Source organism: Sphingobium soli, assembly GCF_020782245.1.
Lineage (GTDB): Bacteria > Pseudomonadota > Alphaproteobacteria > Sphingomonadales > Sphingomonadaceae > Sphingobium > Sphingobium soli.
In genome coordinates this window covers 61,673-77,161 of the sequence record NZ_JAJGNP010000013.1, presented here as the reverse complement: position 1 = coordinate 77,161, position 15,489 = coordinate 61,673, and the positions used below count along the sequence as shown (strand labels likewise).

The following is a 15,489-nucleotide window of genomic DNA, read 5'->3' as shown; positions in this document are numbered from 1 at the left end:
GGCGAGCCGCCGGCTTCAACCGCCGCTGCTGCGCCGCACGACAAGGCGGGTCGGCAGCACCATTGGCGGCGGCGGCCGAACCTCCACCTGCGCCAATATCGTGTCGACCAGCAATGCCCCTGCCCCCTTCATGTCCTGCATGATGGTTGTGAGTGGTGGGCTGGTCAGATTGGCGGCCGGAATGTCATCGAAACCGACGATCGCAACGTCCTGCGGGATGGAAAGGCCGGCCTCCCCAAGGGCGCGCATGGCGCCGATCGCGATCAGATCACTGGCCGCGAAGATGGCGTCGAAGGGCGTGTCGCGCGCGATCAGCGTCCGCGCCGCGGCATAGCCTGCATCCTCGGCCGTGAGCGCGTCGACCTGCAACTGCGGATCGAGCATGATGCCGCGCTCTTCCGCTGCGGCACAAAGACCACGATAGCGATCGGCAAATTCGGGATAATGTTCGTCGGCATGACCCAGAAAGGCGATGCGCCGCCGGCCCATTGAAAACAGATGATCGCCCGCCAGACGCCCGGCGCCGACATTGTCCGACCCGACCGTCGCGCCGATATTATCGTCGCTGACCGAACCCCAGCGCACGAAATGCGTACCATGGCCGACCAACTGCTCCAGCCGCTGCGTGTAGAGCGTATAATCACCGTAGCCGAGCAGGATAAGGCCATCGGCGCGGTGACTGTCCTGATAGCGGACGTGCCAGTCATCCTCCATCTTCTGGAAGGAGATCAGCAGGTCAAGCCCGCGCGCGGCGCACTGGCGCGTGATCGAACCCAGCATCGACAGAAAAAAAGGATTGATATTGGATTCGTCCGGGGTCGGGTCCTCGAAAAACAGCAGCGCGATCGTATTCGACCGCTGCGATCGGAGCGATGACGCGTTCTTGTCGACGGAATAGTTGAGTTCGCGGGCGATCGCCTCGATCCGCTGGCGCGTCTCGAGGCTGACCGAGCGCGAGCCGCGCAGCGCACGGCTGACGGTCGGCTGCGACACGCCGGCCAGATAGGCGATGTCAAAGCTTGTCGGCTTGCTGCTTGGCTGACGTCCCACATTCCCCTCCCGCCCCGACGAAAGGGCTTTTTTCTTGGTAGGACCGTCATGCGGATTAGGCAATTAGGCAGCGTTGCATGATGGCCACAGTGAGTCACGTCCCACCGCGGCCGCATAATATGCGTATACGTATGCCATCTGGCGACCCTGGCCAGCCACAGCGTAAGGAAACGGCCAACGCATACAGGTGGCGCCGCATCGCCACGCTGCATTCGAGAAGGGTTTGCACCGGCCGGGACAAGAGCCGACGGTGACAAGGGGAGAGGATAATGGCTAATCACACAGACCGCGCCCACTGGCTGGGCGCTTCGATGCTGGCGATCATCGTCGCGGCGACGGCCGTTCCGGCCATGGCACAGGACGCGATTCCGCAGGCTGACAGCGCGCCGCAGGATGATCCCGCCAGCACCATCGTCGTCACCGGTTTCCGCGCCGCGCTTGAGAACGCCGTCAACGTCAAGAAGAATGCGCAGACCATCGTCGAATCCGTGTCAGCCGAAGATATTGGCAAGCTGCCCGACGCGTCGATCGGCGAATCCATCGCCCGCCTGCCCGGCCTGACGTCGCAGCGCCTGTTCGGCCGCGCCAATTCGATCGCGATCCGCGGCGCCAGCGCCGACCTGTCCTCCACGACGCTGAACGGACGGCCGCAAACCTCGACCGGCGAACAGCGCAATGTCGAGTTCGACCAGTATCCCGCCGAAGTCGTCAGCCGCGTCGACGTCTACAAGACGCCGCAGGCCAATCTGATCCACCAGGGTCTGGTCGGCACCGTCGATATTCGCACCATCCGTCCTCTCGATTATGGCAAGCAGTTGATCGCTGTAGGCGCGCGCGGCGTCTATGCAGACCTGGGCAAGGTCAACGCCGACAGCAACGACATGGGCTATCGCCTGACCGGCACCTATGTCGACCAGTTTGCCGGCGACCGGATCGGTGTAGCTCTATCGGTCGCCTATAGCGACGAACCCTATCAGTCGAAGGAGTTCGAAGCCTGGGGCTATGCCGACACGCCCGATGGCCAGAAGGTCATTGGCGGCATCAAGCCGTTCGGTGTGTCAACGCAGCTCAAGCGCCTGGGCATTCAGGGCAGCGTCCAGATGCAGGCGACCGACACGCTGATGCTGACGTTCGACGGCTTCTACGGCGATTTCAAGGACAAGCAGATCAAGCGTGGCGTTGAATTCCCGCTCTACTGGTCGAGCGCCTCGCTGGTCCCCGGCAGTGCCATGAGCGACGGCAATTTCATCAACAAGGGCACTTTTACCAATGTCGAGGCCGTGGTGAACAACCATGGCTATGAACGCACATCGCAGATATTCTCCGGCGGGTTCAACGCGAAATATACCGGTGACGATGGCTGGTCGGCCAGCTTCGATTTTGGTTATTCGCGCACCGACCGCAGCGAATTGTCACTGGAGACCAACGCAGGCACGGGTTATGGTCCCGGCGTCGGCGCGACAGACACGCTGGATTTCGTCAGCGCGAAAAAAGGCACGCGTTTCACCGGCAGCCAGCTGGACTATAGCGACCCCAATCTGATGGTGCTGACTGATCCGCTTGGCTGGGGCGCGGGAGCGCCGCTGGGGCATCAGGAAGGCTATTATAACGACCGGATCATCGACGATGAGCTGAAAAGCTACCAGGTCGAGTTCGGCAAGGAAATTGAAAGCAGCTTCCTGTCGAAGATCACGGCGGGGCTGGGCTATACCGACCGCACCAAATCGAAAACGCCAGAGGAATCTTTCCTGAACCTGGCCAATGGCGCGACGTCGCTGGTGCTGCCCGAACAATATCGCATGAGCGGCACGGACCTAAGCTTCATCGGCGTAGGGCCGATCCTGTCCTATGATCCCTTCAAGCTGCTGGAGGATGGCGTCTATGTGCTGACGGCTAACCCCAGCAAGGATGTGCCGGCCAAGGCCTATTCGGTAACGGAACGGGTCATGTCCGCCTATCTGATGGCGGACATCAAGGCCGACGTGGGATCGGCCGAACTGACCGGCAATGTCGGCGTGCTCGCCCAGAACACCGAGCAGAAGTCGCGCGGATTCCAGAATCTGGCGGCGGCCGACCTGGTGCCGACGACGCGGGGCGCGACCTATTGGGACGTGCTGCCCAGTGCCAACCTGTCGCTGCGCTTCCCCAGCGACTTCGTCATCCGCCTGTCGGGTGCGCGCGAAATCCAGCGTCCCCGCTTCGAGGACATGAAGGTCAGCCTGGATTATGGATATAATATCAACAGCGGTGTCATAACGGGCACCGGCGGATCGCCCACGCTGCGCCCCTATCGCGCTTGGGCGGCGGACATGAATTTCGAAAAATATTTCGGCACCAAGGGCTATGTGGGCCTTCAGCTATTCTACAAGAAGCTGCAAAGCTACGTCTACCGGGAGACGGTGCCGTTCGACTATACCGGCCTGCCGGTCATCCTGCCGCCCGGCGTCACCGACCTGCAAGGCACCATCACGCGCCCGGTCAATGGTTCAGGTGGCAAGCTCTACGGCTTTGAAGTTGCGGGCACGGTGCCGTTCGAAGTGATCACGCCGGCGCTGGAAGGCTTCGGTCTGACCGGAGGCGCAGGCTATACCAAGACCAGCATCCGCCCGGGGGTCGGGGCGTCAGCCGAAGACCTGCCCGATTATTCGCGCTGGGTCGCCAACGGGACGCTCTTCTTTGAAAAATGGGGGTTTTCGGCGCGTGGATCGGTGCGCTATCGGTCGTCCTTCGTGGGCCAGTTTGTTGGTTTCGGCGGTGAGCGGGAATTGCGCCGGGCGCTTAGTGAAACCATCGTCGATGCCCAGATCGGCTATGAATTTCAGAAGGGCAGCGCACTGGAAGGCCTGTCCTTCTTCCTCCAGGGCCAGAATCTGACCGATGAACCGTTCGTGTCGGTCGACACCGGGGCGTCGATCCAGATCCGCAATTATCAAAGCTACGGCGCGCGTTACATGGCGGGCTTCAACTACCGCTTCTGATGTGTAGACTTGGCCTGGCGGTGTTCGCGCCGCCGGCCGTTTGGCGCCTTTTGCAGCAGGGAGATTTCCCGATGGGACGAACGGCCACGGCGATTTGCGTGACAGCCGCCACCATGATCGCGGCCTTCGGCTGTGGGGCGGCCAGCGCGGACACGCTCACCGAATTAAGAGCGCGCACGCCAGAGCAGGAAATCGTCTATTTCGTCCTGCCCGACCGGTTCGCCAATGGCGATCGGCGCAATGACAAGGGCGGGCTGCGCGGCGGCCCGCTCCAGACCGGCTATGATCCGACATCGCGCGCTTTCTATCATGGCGGGGACCTTAAAGGCCTGACCGCCCGGCTCGACTATATTCAGGGACTGGGCGCGACCGCCATCTGGCTGGCGCCGATTTTCAGGAACAAGCCCGTTCAGGGCGGGCCAGGCGACGAAAGCGCTGGCTATCACGGCTATTGGGTGACGGACTTCACGCAGGTCGACCCGCATTTCGGCACCGACGCCGATTTCAAGGAGCTGGTCGAGGCGGCGCATGCGCGCGGCATAAAAGTCTATATGGACATCATCGCCAATCATACGGCCGATGTTATCCATTATCGGGAGAGCTCCGGCAGCACGCCGCTCTATCGCAGCAAGGCGGACTATCCCTTTTCGCGCAAAGGCGGCGTGACCGGCCCCGCGATCAATAGCGGATTTGCTGGCGATCACGATGCCAGCGCCGCCAACTGGGCAAAGCTTGAGGACCCGTCCTTTGCCTACACCCCCGTTATCGCCAAGGGTGAGAAGACAGTCAAAGTGCCCGCCTGGCTCAACGACCCCATCTATTATCATAACCGGGGCGATACCGACTGGCGCGGCGAGAGCGCGCAATATGGCGATTTTGTCGGCCTCGATGACCTTGCCACTGAAAATCCGCGCGTCGTCTCGGGCTTCATCGACATTTACAAAGGCTGGATCGACCGGTTCGGTATCGATGGGTATCGCATCGACACAGCCAAGCATGTGAACCCGGAGTTCTGGCGCGCCTTCATCCCGGCCATCCGTGCCCATGCGGCCGCCAGGGGCATTCCCAATTTCCATATCTTCGGCGAAGTCGCTACCGGCGATTATGACCCGGCCTTGCTGGCGAGCTGGACGCGCAATGCCGCTTTCCCTGCTGTCCTGGATTTCGCGTTCATGCGGGCAGCGGTCGATGCGGCCAGCGGTAAAAGCGGAACCGATTTGCTGGCGCGGCTGACCGATGACGATGCTCTGTACGAAGGCGGCAAGGCGGCAGCTCTGCAATTGCCGACATTCCTTGGCAACCATGATGCGGGCCGCTTCGCCTATTTCCTGCGCGAAGCGAAACCTGCCATGTCGCCCCAGGAGGAGTTGGCCCGCATGATGCTGGGCCATGCGATGCTGCTGACGCTGCGCGGCGTGCCGACCATCTATTATGGCGACGAGCAGGGCTTTGCCGGCACCGGCAATGACCAGCAGGCGCGGCAGGATATGTTTCCGTCACAGGTTGCCGAATATAATCGGGACCGGCTGGTCGGGACGAGCGCGACCACAGCCGCCGACAATTTCGCAACCGACCATCCGCTTTATATGGAAATTGCGCGGCTGGCCCGCTTACGCGTCGCTACTGCAGCGCTATCGCGGGGTGCTACTCTGGTACGGGCCAGTTCGGACCAGCCAGGCTTGTTCGCAGTGTCCCGGTTCGACCCTGACAATGGCCGTGAAATTCTTGTTGCCTTCAACACCAGCGATGCCCCTGTCACGACGCAAGTCGCCATCGATCCCGCAAGCCGAACTTTTTCAAGCCTTTCAGGTGATTGCCCGGCCACAGTCACCGCGCCGGGAAGCCTGACCCTACGCCTGCCCGCCTTCGGCTATGCCGTTTGCGCCGCCCAACCTTGATCCCTTGGAATATGCCATGACCCCTGACCCGCGTTCGACCGACCTGCCCTGGTGGAAGGGCGCCGTTATCTACCAGATTTATCCCCGCAGTTTTCAGGACAGCAATGGCGACGGCATCGGCGATCTGGCCGGCATCACGCAGCGGCTGGAGCATGTCGCCCGCCTGGGCGCGGACGCCATCTGGATTTCGCCCTTCTTCACCTCCCCCATGCGCGACTTTGGCTATGACATTGCCGATTATTGCGGGGTCGATCCTATCTTCGGCACGCTGGCGGATTTCGATGCGGTGGTGGCGCGGGCGCATGAGCTGGGCCTCAAGGTCACGATCGATCAGGTTTACGCGCACACGTCCGATCTGCACGACTGGTTCGTGAACAGTCGCACCGGCCAGTCCGGTGACAAGGCCGACTGGTATGTCTGGGCCGACCCCAAGGCCGATGGCACGCCGCCCAATAACTGGCAGTCGGTCTTTGGCGGTCCCGCATGGACATGGGACGCGCGGCGCGGGCAATATTATATGCACCAGTTCCTCGCCAGCCAGCCCCAGCTCAACGTGCACAACCGCGCCGTGCAGGATGCGCTGCTGGACGCCATGCGCTTCTGGCTCGACCGGGGCGTCGACGGCTTCCGCCTCGATGCGCTCAACCATTCGATGCACGATCCGCAGTTGCGCGACAATCCGCCTGCACCAGAAAATGGCAAACCCCGCACCCGGCCATTCGATTTCCAGATCCGGCGGTATAACCAGTCGCATCCCGATGTCGTAGGCTTTGTCGAGCGCATCCGTGCCCTGTGCGATGACTATGGGGCGGTCTTCACCATGGCGGAGGTCGGCGGCGATCTCGCGGAAAAGGAGATGAAGGCCTATACCGCAGGCGACGATCGCCTGAACAGCGCCTATGGGTTTAATTTCCTTTATGCTGACCGGCTGACGCCTGCCCTTGTCAAGGACACGATCGAACGCTGGCCCGATGCGGCCGGCATGGGCTGGCCGAGTTGGGCGTTCGAAAATCATGATGCGCCCCGCGCCCTGTCGCGCTGGTGCGCGCCGGAGGATCGCACCGCCTTCGCCCGCTTGAAAATGGCGCTGCTGATCGCGCTGCGGGGCAATGCCATCCTGTATCAGGGCGAGGAACTGGGTCTGACCCAGGTCGAGATTCCGTTCGAGCGGTTGCAGGACCCCGAAGCGATCGCCAACTGGCCGCTGACCCTGTCCCGCGATGGCGCGCGCACACCGCTGCCGTGGACCGCAGAGGCCGCGCAGGCTGGCTTTTCAAGCGCTGAGCCCTGGCTCCCCCATGGCGACGATCATCTGGCGCTGGCGGTGGATGCGCAGGATGCCGATCCTGCGTCGCTGATGAACCTCACCCGCCACTTACTGGCGCTGCGCAAGGCCAATCCGGCGCTGCATCATGGCGCGCTGGACATCCTCATCGCCGACGAGCGCACCCTGGCGTTTCGCCGAACGGCAGATGGGCAATCTATGCTGTGTTTGTTCAACCTGTCGAACCAGCCAGTGCAGTGGCCGGATGAGATCGCTGCTTCCAATCATGTGCTGTGCACCATCAACGACGCCGCGCCCGGCGCCCTGCCCGCCTATGGCGCCTTGCTGATCGAGGAATGAAAAGGACCCCCATGCTGAACGTGACTTTGCGCGCCTGCGCGCTTGCCCTGCCTATGGTGGTCGCATTTCCGGTAGCGGCCCAGGACAGCCGACCTGCGGTGACGGCAACCTCGCCCGATGGCAGCATTGCGCTGACAGTGTCCACCGACAGTGACAGCAGGCCCGTCTGGTCGCTTTCGCGCAAGGGCAAGCTGCTGATCGCGCCCTCCAAGCTGGGTTTCATCCTGACCGACGGCCTCAACATGGTGCGCGGCTTTGCCATTGCAGGGTCTGAAAAAGGCAGCGGCAAGGATCGCTGGGAACAGCCCTGGGGCGAGCGGCGCTTCGTCACCGACAATCACAATGAACTGCTGGTCCGCTTCAAGCAGTCCGACGTGCAGGGCGCACGGCTGATGAATGTGCGGTTTCGCCTGTTCGATGACGGCGTGGGCTTTCGCTATGAATTGCCCGAGCAGCCCGGCCTCAAGACGATGCGCATCGCCGACGAGACGACGGAGTTCGACATTGCGCCGGAAGGCACGGCTTGGTGGATACCCGGCGGCGAATGGAACCGATACGAACAGGTGTATCAAAAGACCCCGATCGATGCGGTTTCCACGGCGCATACGCCGATCACCATGCGGTTGGCCGACGGCACGCATCTGAGTTTTCATGAGGCGGCTCTGGTCGATTATGCGGGCTATTGGCTGAAACGCGCGGACGGCCGAAAATTCCGCACCACGCTCGCGCCGTCTTCCCAGGCGGCGCGCGTGACGCGCAACCTGCCCTTCAACACGCCCTGGCGCACCATCCGTATTGCCGACGATGCAGCGGGGCTGGTCGAGAATGACCTGGAACTCAACCTCAACGAACCCAACAAGCTGGGCGATGTCAGCTGGTTCACCCCGGCCAAATATATCGGCATCTGGTGGGGAATGATCCGGGGCGACTGGTCATGGGCGGAAGGTCCCAAGCACGGGGCGACCAATGAGAGGACGAAGCAATATATAGACTTCGCCGCAAAGAACGGGTTCCGCGGCGTGCTGGTCGAAGGGTGGGACAAGGGCTGGAATGGCGACTGGTTCGGACATGGCGATGATTTCAGCTATACGCAGGCGACGCCCGATTTCGACCTCCCCGCCCTCGCCGCCTATGCCAAGCAGAAAGGCGTCCGGTTGATCGGGCATCATGAAACGGGGGGCAATATCGCCAATTACGAGGCGCAGTTGGATAATGCGATGGCGCTATATGGACGATTGGGCGTCGATGTCGTCAAGACCGGCTATGTCGCGGACGCAGGCGGCATCATTGCGCCGGGCAATGCTCCGGGCGAAACACGCATGGAATGGCATGACGGCCAGCGCATGGCGCAGCATCACTTAAAAGTCGTCGAAACCGCCGCGCGCAATCATGTCGCGGTGAATGCGCATGAACCCATCAAGGATACAGGCCTGCGCCGCACCTATCCCAATTGGGTCGGACGCGAAGGCGCGCGCGGGATGGAATATAATGCCTGGGGCGCCTTCGCCAACGGGCCGGACCATGAACCCACCCTGGTCTATACCCGGATGCTGTCGGGACCGATGGACTTCACGCCGGGCGTTCTGAGCCTGGAGGGCGCGCAGAAGGCGCCGCTCGCCTCCACTTTGGCCAAGCAACTGGGCCTGTACCTCGCTCTTTATTCGCCAATCCAGATGGCGGCCGACTTCATCGAGACATTGGCGAAATATCCCAGGGAGCTGGCTTTCATCCGCCTTGTTCCGGCGGACTGGTCGGAAAGCCATCTGGTCGCAGGCGAAGTCGGCGATTATGCGATCTTCGCGCGCAAGGACCGCAACAGTGACGACTGGTATGTCGGCGGCGTCAACGACGCGACCGCGCGAACCGTGCCCCTGAGCTTCGATCATCTGGAGCCGGGCAGAGCCTATACCGCCACCATCTACAAGGATGGAGACGGCGCAACCTATCTGACAGAGGCGCGCCATCGCATCGCCTATGAGACGCGCACCATCCGCAAGGGCGACCGCTATGACCTGTGGCTGGCTCCCGGCGGCGGCGCGGCAATCCGCCTGACCCCACAACGATAAACGGCTTCCGGCCTTGAAGGTCGGTTCCCCCGCCGCCGGGCTGGACTGCACGCTGGCCCGGCGGCACCCTCTCTCGCAAAGTGGCAGGGCAAGCGTAAGAAAATGACACCTGGGTGCTTAAAAAGGAATAATTTGTTTCAATATTTGAGCTCAGCCGGTAGAGGAGCCGCCTCTCCCCTTTGAAGGACCCTGAGTCATGCCTGCCTATCGTTCCCGCACCACCACCCATGGCCGCAACATGGCGGGCGCGCGTGGCCTTTGGCGCGCGACGGGCATGAAGGATGGGGATTTCGGCAAGCCCATCATCGCGATCGCCAACAGTTTCACCCAATTTGTGCCAGGCCATGTGCACCTGAAGGACCTGGGGCAGCTGGTCGCGCGCGAGATCGAGGCCGCCGGTGGCGTCGCCAAGGAATTCAACACAATCGCGGTGGATGACGGCATCGCCATGGGTCATGGCGGCATGCTCTATTCGCTGCCCAGCCGTGATCTGATCGCCGACAGCGTCGAATATATGGTCAACGCCCATTGTGCGGACGCGATCGTGTGCATTTCCAATTGCGACAAGATCACGCCGGGCATGCTGATGGCCGCGATGCGGCTCAATATACCCGTCGTGTTCGTATCGGGTGGGCCGATGGAAGCCGGTAAGACGGTCATGCGCGGCAAGAAGGTCGCGCTGGACCTCGTTGACGCCATGGTCGTCGCTGCCGATGAAAGCTACACCGACGAAGAAGTGCAGACCATCGAGCGCTCAGCCTGTCCCACATGCGGCAGCTGTTCGGGCATGTTCACCGCCAATTCGATGAACTGCCTGACCGAGGCGCTGGGCCTTTCACTGCCCGGCAACGGATCGACGCTCGCCACGCATGCTGACCGGGAGCGGCTATTTCGCGAGGCAGGGCATCTGATCGTCGACATCACCAAACGCTATTATGAGCAGGACGACGAAAGCGTCCTGCCCCGCAGCATCGCCAGCTACGCCGCATTTGAAAATGCCATGAGCCTGGACATCGCCATGGGAGGATCGTCCAACACGGTGCTGCATCTGCTTGCGGCCGCCTACGAAGGCGGCGTGGATTTCACCATGGCGGATATCGACCGATTGTCGCGCCGCGTGCCGTGCCTGTGCAAGGTCGCGCCTGCCAAGAATGACGTCCATATGGAAGATGTCCATCGCGCCGGCGGGATCATGGCGATCCTGGGCGAACTGGAACGTGCCGGCCTGATCGACGCATCGCTTCCCACGGTCCATAGCCGCACGATGGCCGATGCGCTCGCCCGATGGGACGTTGGTCGCACCAACAGCGAAGAGGTGCGCAACTTCTATCGCGCCGCGCCCGGCGGCGTGCCGACGCAAGTGGCCTTCAGCCAATCGGAACGCTGGGAAGAGCTAGACACCGACCGTGAACAGGGGGCGATCCGATCCGCCGAGCACGCCTTTTCCAAGGATGGCGGCCTTGCCGTGCTGTTCGGCAACCTCGCGCCCGAAGGCTGTATCGTCAAAACGGCGGGCGTGGACGAAAGCATCCTGGTCTTTCATGGCATCGCACGGGTCTATGAAAGCCAGGACGCGGCGGTCGCCGGCATCCTGGGCAATGAAGTCAAGGAAGGCGATGTGGTCGTCATTCGCTATGAAGGGCCAAAAGGCGGGCCGGGCATGCAGGAAATGCTCTATCCCACCAGCTATCTGAAGTCGAAAGGCTTGGGCAAGGCCTGCGCGCTCATCACCGACGGGCGTTTTTCGGGCGGCACATCGGGCCTGTCGATCGGCCATGTCTCACCGGAGGCGGCCGAAGGGGGCCTCATCGCGCTGGTGCAGACGGGCGATCCTATCGTCATCGACATCCCCGCACGCGTCATCAAGGTGGATCTGGACGACGCCGTCCTGGCAGAGCGACGCGCCGAGATGGAAGCGCGCGGCGCGAAGGCTTGGAAGCCGTTCGGCCGCAAGCGCGACGTGTCACCAGCGCTGCGCGCCTATGCCGCGATGACCACCAATGCGGCAAAGGGTGCTGTGCGGGACGTCAGCCAGATCGAGCGCTGAGCCAATGTCTCTGCGCGGCGTCCATCATATTGCGATCATCGGGTCGGACTATGCGCGCTCCCGCGCCTTCTACCACGAGGTGCTGGGCTTGCCGATCTTGCGCGAAGTCTATCGGGAGGCGCGCGACAGCTGGAAATGTGATCTCGACGCGGGCAACGTGCAGATCGAGTTGTTTTCCTTCCCCTCGCCGCCTGAAAGGCCGACGCGGCCCGAAGCGTGCGGATTGCGCCATCTGTCCTTTTCCGTCGATGATCTGAACGCCGAAATTGCTCGGCTGCTCGAACGAGGCGTTGCGTGCGAACCGGTTCGTGTGGACGAATATACCGGGCAGCGTTTCACCTTCTTCCGCGATCCGGATGGATTGCCGTTGGAGCTTTACGAGAATTGAGCGCCGGTTGGCGACTAGCTACCGTCAGGCGATCGTCACGATCCGCGCGCTGCCCGAACGTCCCAGCGGACGAACGACGACCTTGTCGTCCATTCGGTCGAAACCGATATCGACCGCGCCCGCGCCGATTTGCAAACCGCTTACTGTCAGATTTTGCAGGAAAGCAGGCATGATCGGTTCGCGTAGGCAAATTTCCTCCTTCTGGACGTCGAACCCCAGGCCGAGGCAGGACTGAACCAGCGACAGCGGCGTCGCCGCCGACCAGGCTTGCGGGCTGCATGCGACCGGATAAAAGGTCGGCCCTTGCGAACGACGACGGGGGAAACCGCAAAAGAGTTCCGGCAGCCGCATGAGATCGACATAGGTCGCCGCGCTGAACAACCCTTCGAAAATGCGCGCCGCCTCGCGGCGAAAACCGTAACGCGAAAATCCGGCCGCGATCAGCGCATTGTCATGCGGCCAGATCGACCCGTTATGATAGCTCATGGGATTATATCGTGCTTCGGTGGACGCGATCGTTCGAACGCCCCAGCCGGAGAAGGACGCCGGCGCCATCAGGGTCGAAACGACGCTTGCCGCGCGCGCGTCAAGCGCCAGGCCGGTATAGAGAACATGGCCCGCATTGGACGCACGGACGCGACAGGGCCGCTTGTCCCCGTCCAGCGCCAGCACATAGCTGTTGAGCTTCGCGTCGAAAAAGGCGGCGTCGAACCGATGGCGAAGATCCTCTGCGCGGGCGCGATAGCCCGTGGCGCGGACCATGTCGCCGGTCGCTTGGAACAGATCGGCTGCTGCCCGCCAAGCACCATAGACATAGGCCTGAACTTCAGCGAGCGCGATTGGCCCGCGCGCGATCTCACCATCGGCATGGAAGACAGAATCGTGGCTGTCCTTCCAGCCTTGATTTTGCAGACCCTGATCTGTCAGCCGGCCATATTCGACGAAGCCGTCCCCGTCCCTGTCGCCATGGTCATCGACCCACGCCAACGCCGCTTCGATCTGAGGCAGAATACCCCGTAAAAAGCCGATGTCGCCCGTGCGGTCCAGATAGGCACCGGCCAGCATGACGAAGAGCGGGGTTGAATCGATGCTGCCATAATAATGGCGGAACGGCACTTCGCCCAGTTCAGCCATTTCACCTCGACGCACTTCGTGCAGGATCTTGCCTGGCTCGGCATCGGCAGCCGGGTCGAAACTGGTGGCCTGATGCGCGGCAAGATACCCCAGCACGCCACGCGACAGCGTTGGGTCGAGCCACAGCATTTGCAGCGCTGTGATGATCGCGTCGCGGCCGAACACCGTGCTGAACCAGGGGATACCGGCATAGGGATAGGGACCATAGTCCGTGTCCGTCGATAGCATGGCGATGTCGGAAACCGAGCGGCCCGCAACTTCGTTGAACAAGGCGTTGGACGAGCGCAGGGTTCCGCCGCGCTTTCGTGCCTGTTTGGCGCCCTGCATCGCTTCCCGCAAGGTTGCGAGATATTCGAACGGGAGGCTTTGGGCCGGTTCAGCCGCGTTGCTGCATATGCGCATGAACAGGGTGCACCGCTTGCCCGCCGGAACGGTCATATCAAAATGGGCGCTGCCTTCGGTCAACTTATCCGGGACCGGGTCGAATTGGATATGCGTGAAGCGCTCCACGTCATCCAGCCCCACATAGGATAGTCGCACCTGCGCTTGCGAAATTTCCGGCGCGCGCACTGTCCCCTTATGCTTGCGGGTCATACCGCGAATTTCGAAAAGGTCGGCAAAATCCGCCGCAAAGCCGACGTCGATCTGAATGGCGCGGTCCTTTGCGTCGAAATTGCGCACTGTTACCCGCTCATAAACGGCGCCTCGCCACAAGAAGCGGGTGCGCCGCAAATGGATCAGGTCATGCTCAACCGCGAGACGACCGTCTTCATCGAAAAAATCCGGATTGGTCAGGTCGCACGTCAGCATGGTATTGTCATCGCGCACAGCGGAGCTGAGCAAGATCGGACGAAGACCGTTGATGGTCAGATACAGGTGCGACAGGTGCCGGGTATCACGATAATAAAGGCCTTCGGGACTGCCGGGCCCGGCGATCGCGTCGCCGCTATGGTCAAAGACAGCGAAACTTTCACCATGTTTGAGCGTGCGGGGACGTCGTTCGGCCAGCGATGCGGTGGCCGGGATAAAGAATTGCGTTTGGCCCTGTGAAAGCATCTGCCCCGGATCGAGTTCTGCCATAGGGGAATTGGGCTGGACTGGCGTCATGCGGGATCCCTCAAGCTATCGTCAGGTCCGGCCCCTCGCCCGCCATGGCGGCAAGACCTGGCGATGCCCGGCCGGTAATGACATCCTCGTAAAGACTGACATAGTCTTGCGCCATCCGGGCCGCCGTGAAGCGTGCGTCGAACACGGCGCGTACGCCCGCGCGGTCGAGTGAACGCACTGCGTGTACGGCGGCGATGGCGTCCGCTTCGCTGTCGACGATGAAGCCAGATACGCCATGATCGATCACTTCGGGAACCGATCCGCAGCGGAAGGCGATGACCGGCGTGGCGCAGGCCATGGCTTCGATCATGACCAGGCCAAATGGCTCAGGCCAATCGATCGGGAACAGAAGTGCGGCGGCATTACCCAGAAATTCAGCCTTCTGCTGCTCGTTGATTTCCCCGATATAATCGACATTGTCGTGCGCCCGAACCAGCGGCTCAATCTCCTGCTCCCAATAGGCGCGATCGACCGCGTCGATCTTTGCCGCCATCTTGAGCGGCATTCCGGCCTCCACCGCGATCCGGATCGCGCGGTCGGGGCGCTTTTCCGGCGATATTCTACCGATGAAGGCGAGATAGCCATCCTTCGTTGATGTCCTTGGCGGCAATAGGTCGGCAGGTAGGCCATGATAGATGGTGCCGCCCCAGTTCACCGGCGGCATCGGCAATCGTTGGTGATCCGAAATCGAGACAAGGCAGCTCTCCGGAAAGGCGCGGTAAAGAGGTACAAGGTCGGGAAGGTCAAGCCGACCGTGCAGCGTCGTCACAGCACGGTCCAGCATGTCACGCACCATGGGCATGTGCAGCACATCGATATGGAAATGCAGGATATCGAATTCGTCGGCCCGGCGGCGCACCTCATCTAGCAAAATCATATGATGCGGTATCGTGTCCCGGACATGGGGGTTGAGACGCAGGGCCATTTTCGTGACGGGAACGAGCTTGGCCGAAGTGATGGAATCCCCGCTGGCGAAGAGCGTGACGTCATGCCCCTGCTGCACAAGCTCTTCGGTAAGGTAGGATACGATACGCTCCGTCCCGCCATAAAGTTTGGGAGGGACGCTTTCGGCCAAAGGCGCGATTTGGGCAATCTTCATGCGATGATCCTTTTTCGACGAAGCGCCGCCCCCGACGCGCCTGCGGGGGTAAAAATCCTACCGGATCGGGAAGTTGCATGAGCGTCCAGCGGCTGGTC

9 protein-coding genes are annotated in these 15,489 nt (G+C 61.8%); 6 read left to right on the top strand and 3 right to left on the bottom strand.

Annotated elements, in window-relative coordinates:
• Positions 1-15: 15 nt before the first annotated feature.
• Positions 16-1,050 (bottom strand): LacI family DNA-binding transcriptional regulator, encoded by a 1,035-nt coding sequence (locus tag LL253_RS14630; RefSeq protein ID WP_228227654.1) that lies wholly within the window; start codon positions 1,048-1,050, stop codon positions 16-18.
• 269 nt (positions 1,051-1,319) lie between these two features.
• On the opposite strand from LL253_RS14630, the gene LL253_RS14625 reads away from it, so the two are divergent.
• From LL253_RS14625 to gloA2, 6 genes are all read left to right on the top strand, one after another.
• Positions 1,320-4,028 (top strand): TonB-dependent receptor, encoded by a 2,709-nt coding sequence (locus LL253_RS14625; protein ID WP_228227653.1) that lies wholly within the window; start codon positions 1,320-1,322, stop codon positions 4,026-4,028.
• Between the two features lie 71 nt (positions 4,029-4,099).
• The gene (locus LL253_RS14620) at positions 4,100-5,926 is read left to right on the top strand and encodes an alpha-amylase family glycosyl hydrolase (protein ID WP_407696113.1); all 1,827 of its coding nucleotides are present in this window, start codon (positions 4,100-4,102) and stop codon (positions 5,924-5,926) included.
• A gap of 16 nt (positions 5,927-5,942) precedes the next feature.
• Complete coding sequence (locus tag LL253_RS14615; RefSeq protein ID WP_228227652.1) at positions 5,943-7,550, top strand: alpha-glucosidase; 1,608 nt, start codon at positions 5,943-5,945, stop codon at positions 7,548-7,550.
• Positions 7,551-7,561: 11 nt separating this feature from the next.
• A complete protein-coding gene (locus LL253_RS14610; RefSeq protein ID WP_407696112.1) occupies positions 7,562-9,616 on the top strand; it encodes a glycoside hydrolase family 97 protein in 2,055 nt (684 codons plus the stop codon).
• Positions 9,617-9,812: 196 nt separating this feature from the next.
• Entirely contained in the window at positions 9,813-11,663 is a 1,851-nt protein-coding gene (gene ilvD / locus LL253_RS14605; RefSeq protein WP_228227651.1) for a dihydroxy-acid dehydratase, read from the top strand.
• A gap of 10 nt (positions 11,664-11,673) precedes the next feature.
• On the top strand, positions 11,674-12,051 hold the full coding sequence (gene gloA2, locus LL253_RS14600; protein ID WP_156784271.1) for an SMU1112c/YaeR family gloxylase I-like metalloprotein: 378 nt from the start codon (positions 11,674-11,676) through the stop codon (positions 12,049-12,051).
• A gap of 24 nt (positions 12,052-12,075) precedes the next feature.
• Here the strand turns inward: gloA2 and LL253_RS14595 are convergent, their stop codons facing one another.
• Entirely contained in the window at positions 12,076-14,292 is a 2,217-nt protein-coding gene (locus tag LL253_RS14595; protein ID WP_407696111.1) for an amylo-alpha-1,6-glucosidase, read from the bottom strand.
• 10 nt (positions 14,293-14,302) lie between these two features.
• Entirely contained in the window at positions 14,303-15,391 is a 1,089-nt protein-coding gene (locus LL253_RS14590; RefSeq protein ID WP_228227649.1) for a glycosyltransferase family 4 protein, read from the bottom strand.
• Positions 15,392-15,489 lie beyond the last annotated feature (98 nt).

Coding starts and splice junctions, on each gene's coding strand:
- LL253_RS14625 (WP_228227653.1), top strand. CDS start 1,320: ATGGCTAATCACACAGACCGCGCCCACTGGCTGGGCGCTTCGATGCTG.
- LL253_RS14620 (WP_407696113.1), top strand. CDS start 4,100: ATGGGACGAACGGCCACGGCGATTTGCGTGACAGCCGCCACCATGATC.
- LL253_RS14615 (WP_228227652.1), top strand. CDS start 5,943: ATGACCCCTGACCCGCGTTCGACCGACCTGCCCTGGTGGAAGGGCGCC.
- LL253_RS14610 (WP_407696112.1), top strand. CDS start 7,562: ATGCTGAACGTGACTTTGCGCGCCTGCGCGCTTGCCCTGCCTATGGTG.
- ilvD (WP_228227651.1), top strand. CDS start 9,813: ATGCCTGCCTATCGTTCCCGCACCACCACCCATGGCCGCAACATGGCG.
- LL253_RS14595 (WP_407696111.1), bottom strand. CDS start 14,292: ATGACGCCAGTCCAGCCCAATTCCCCTATGGCAGAACTCGATCCGGGG.
- LL253_RS14590 (WP_228227649.1), bottom strand. CDS start 15,391: ATGAAGATTGCCCAAATCGCGCCTTTGGCCGAAAGCGTCCCTCCCAAA.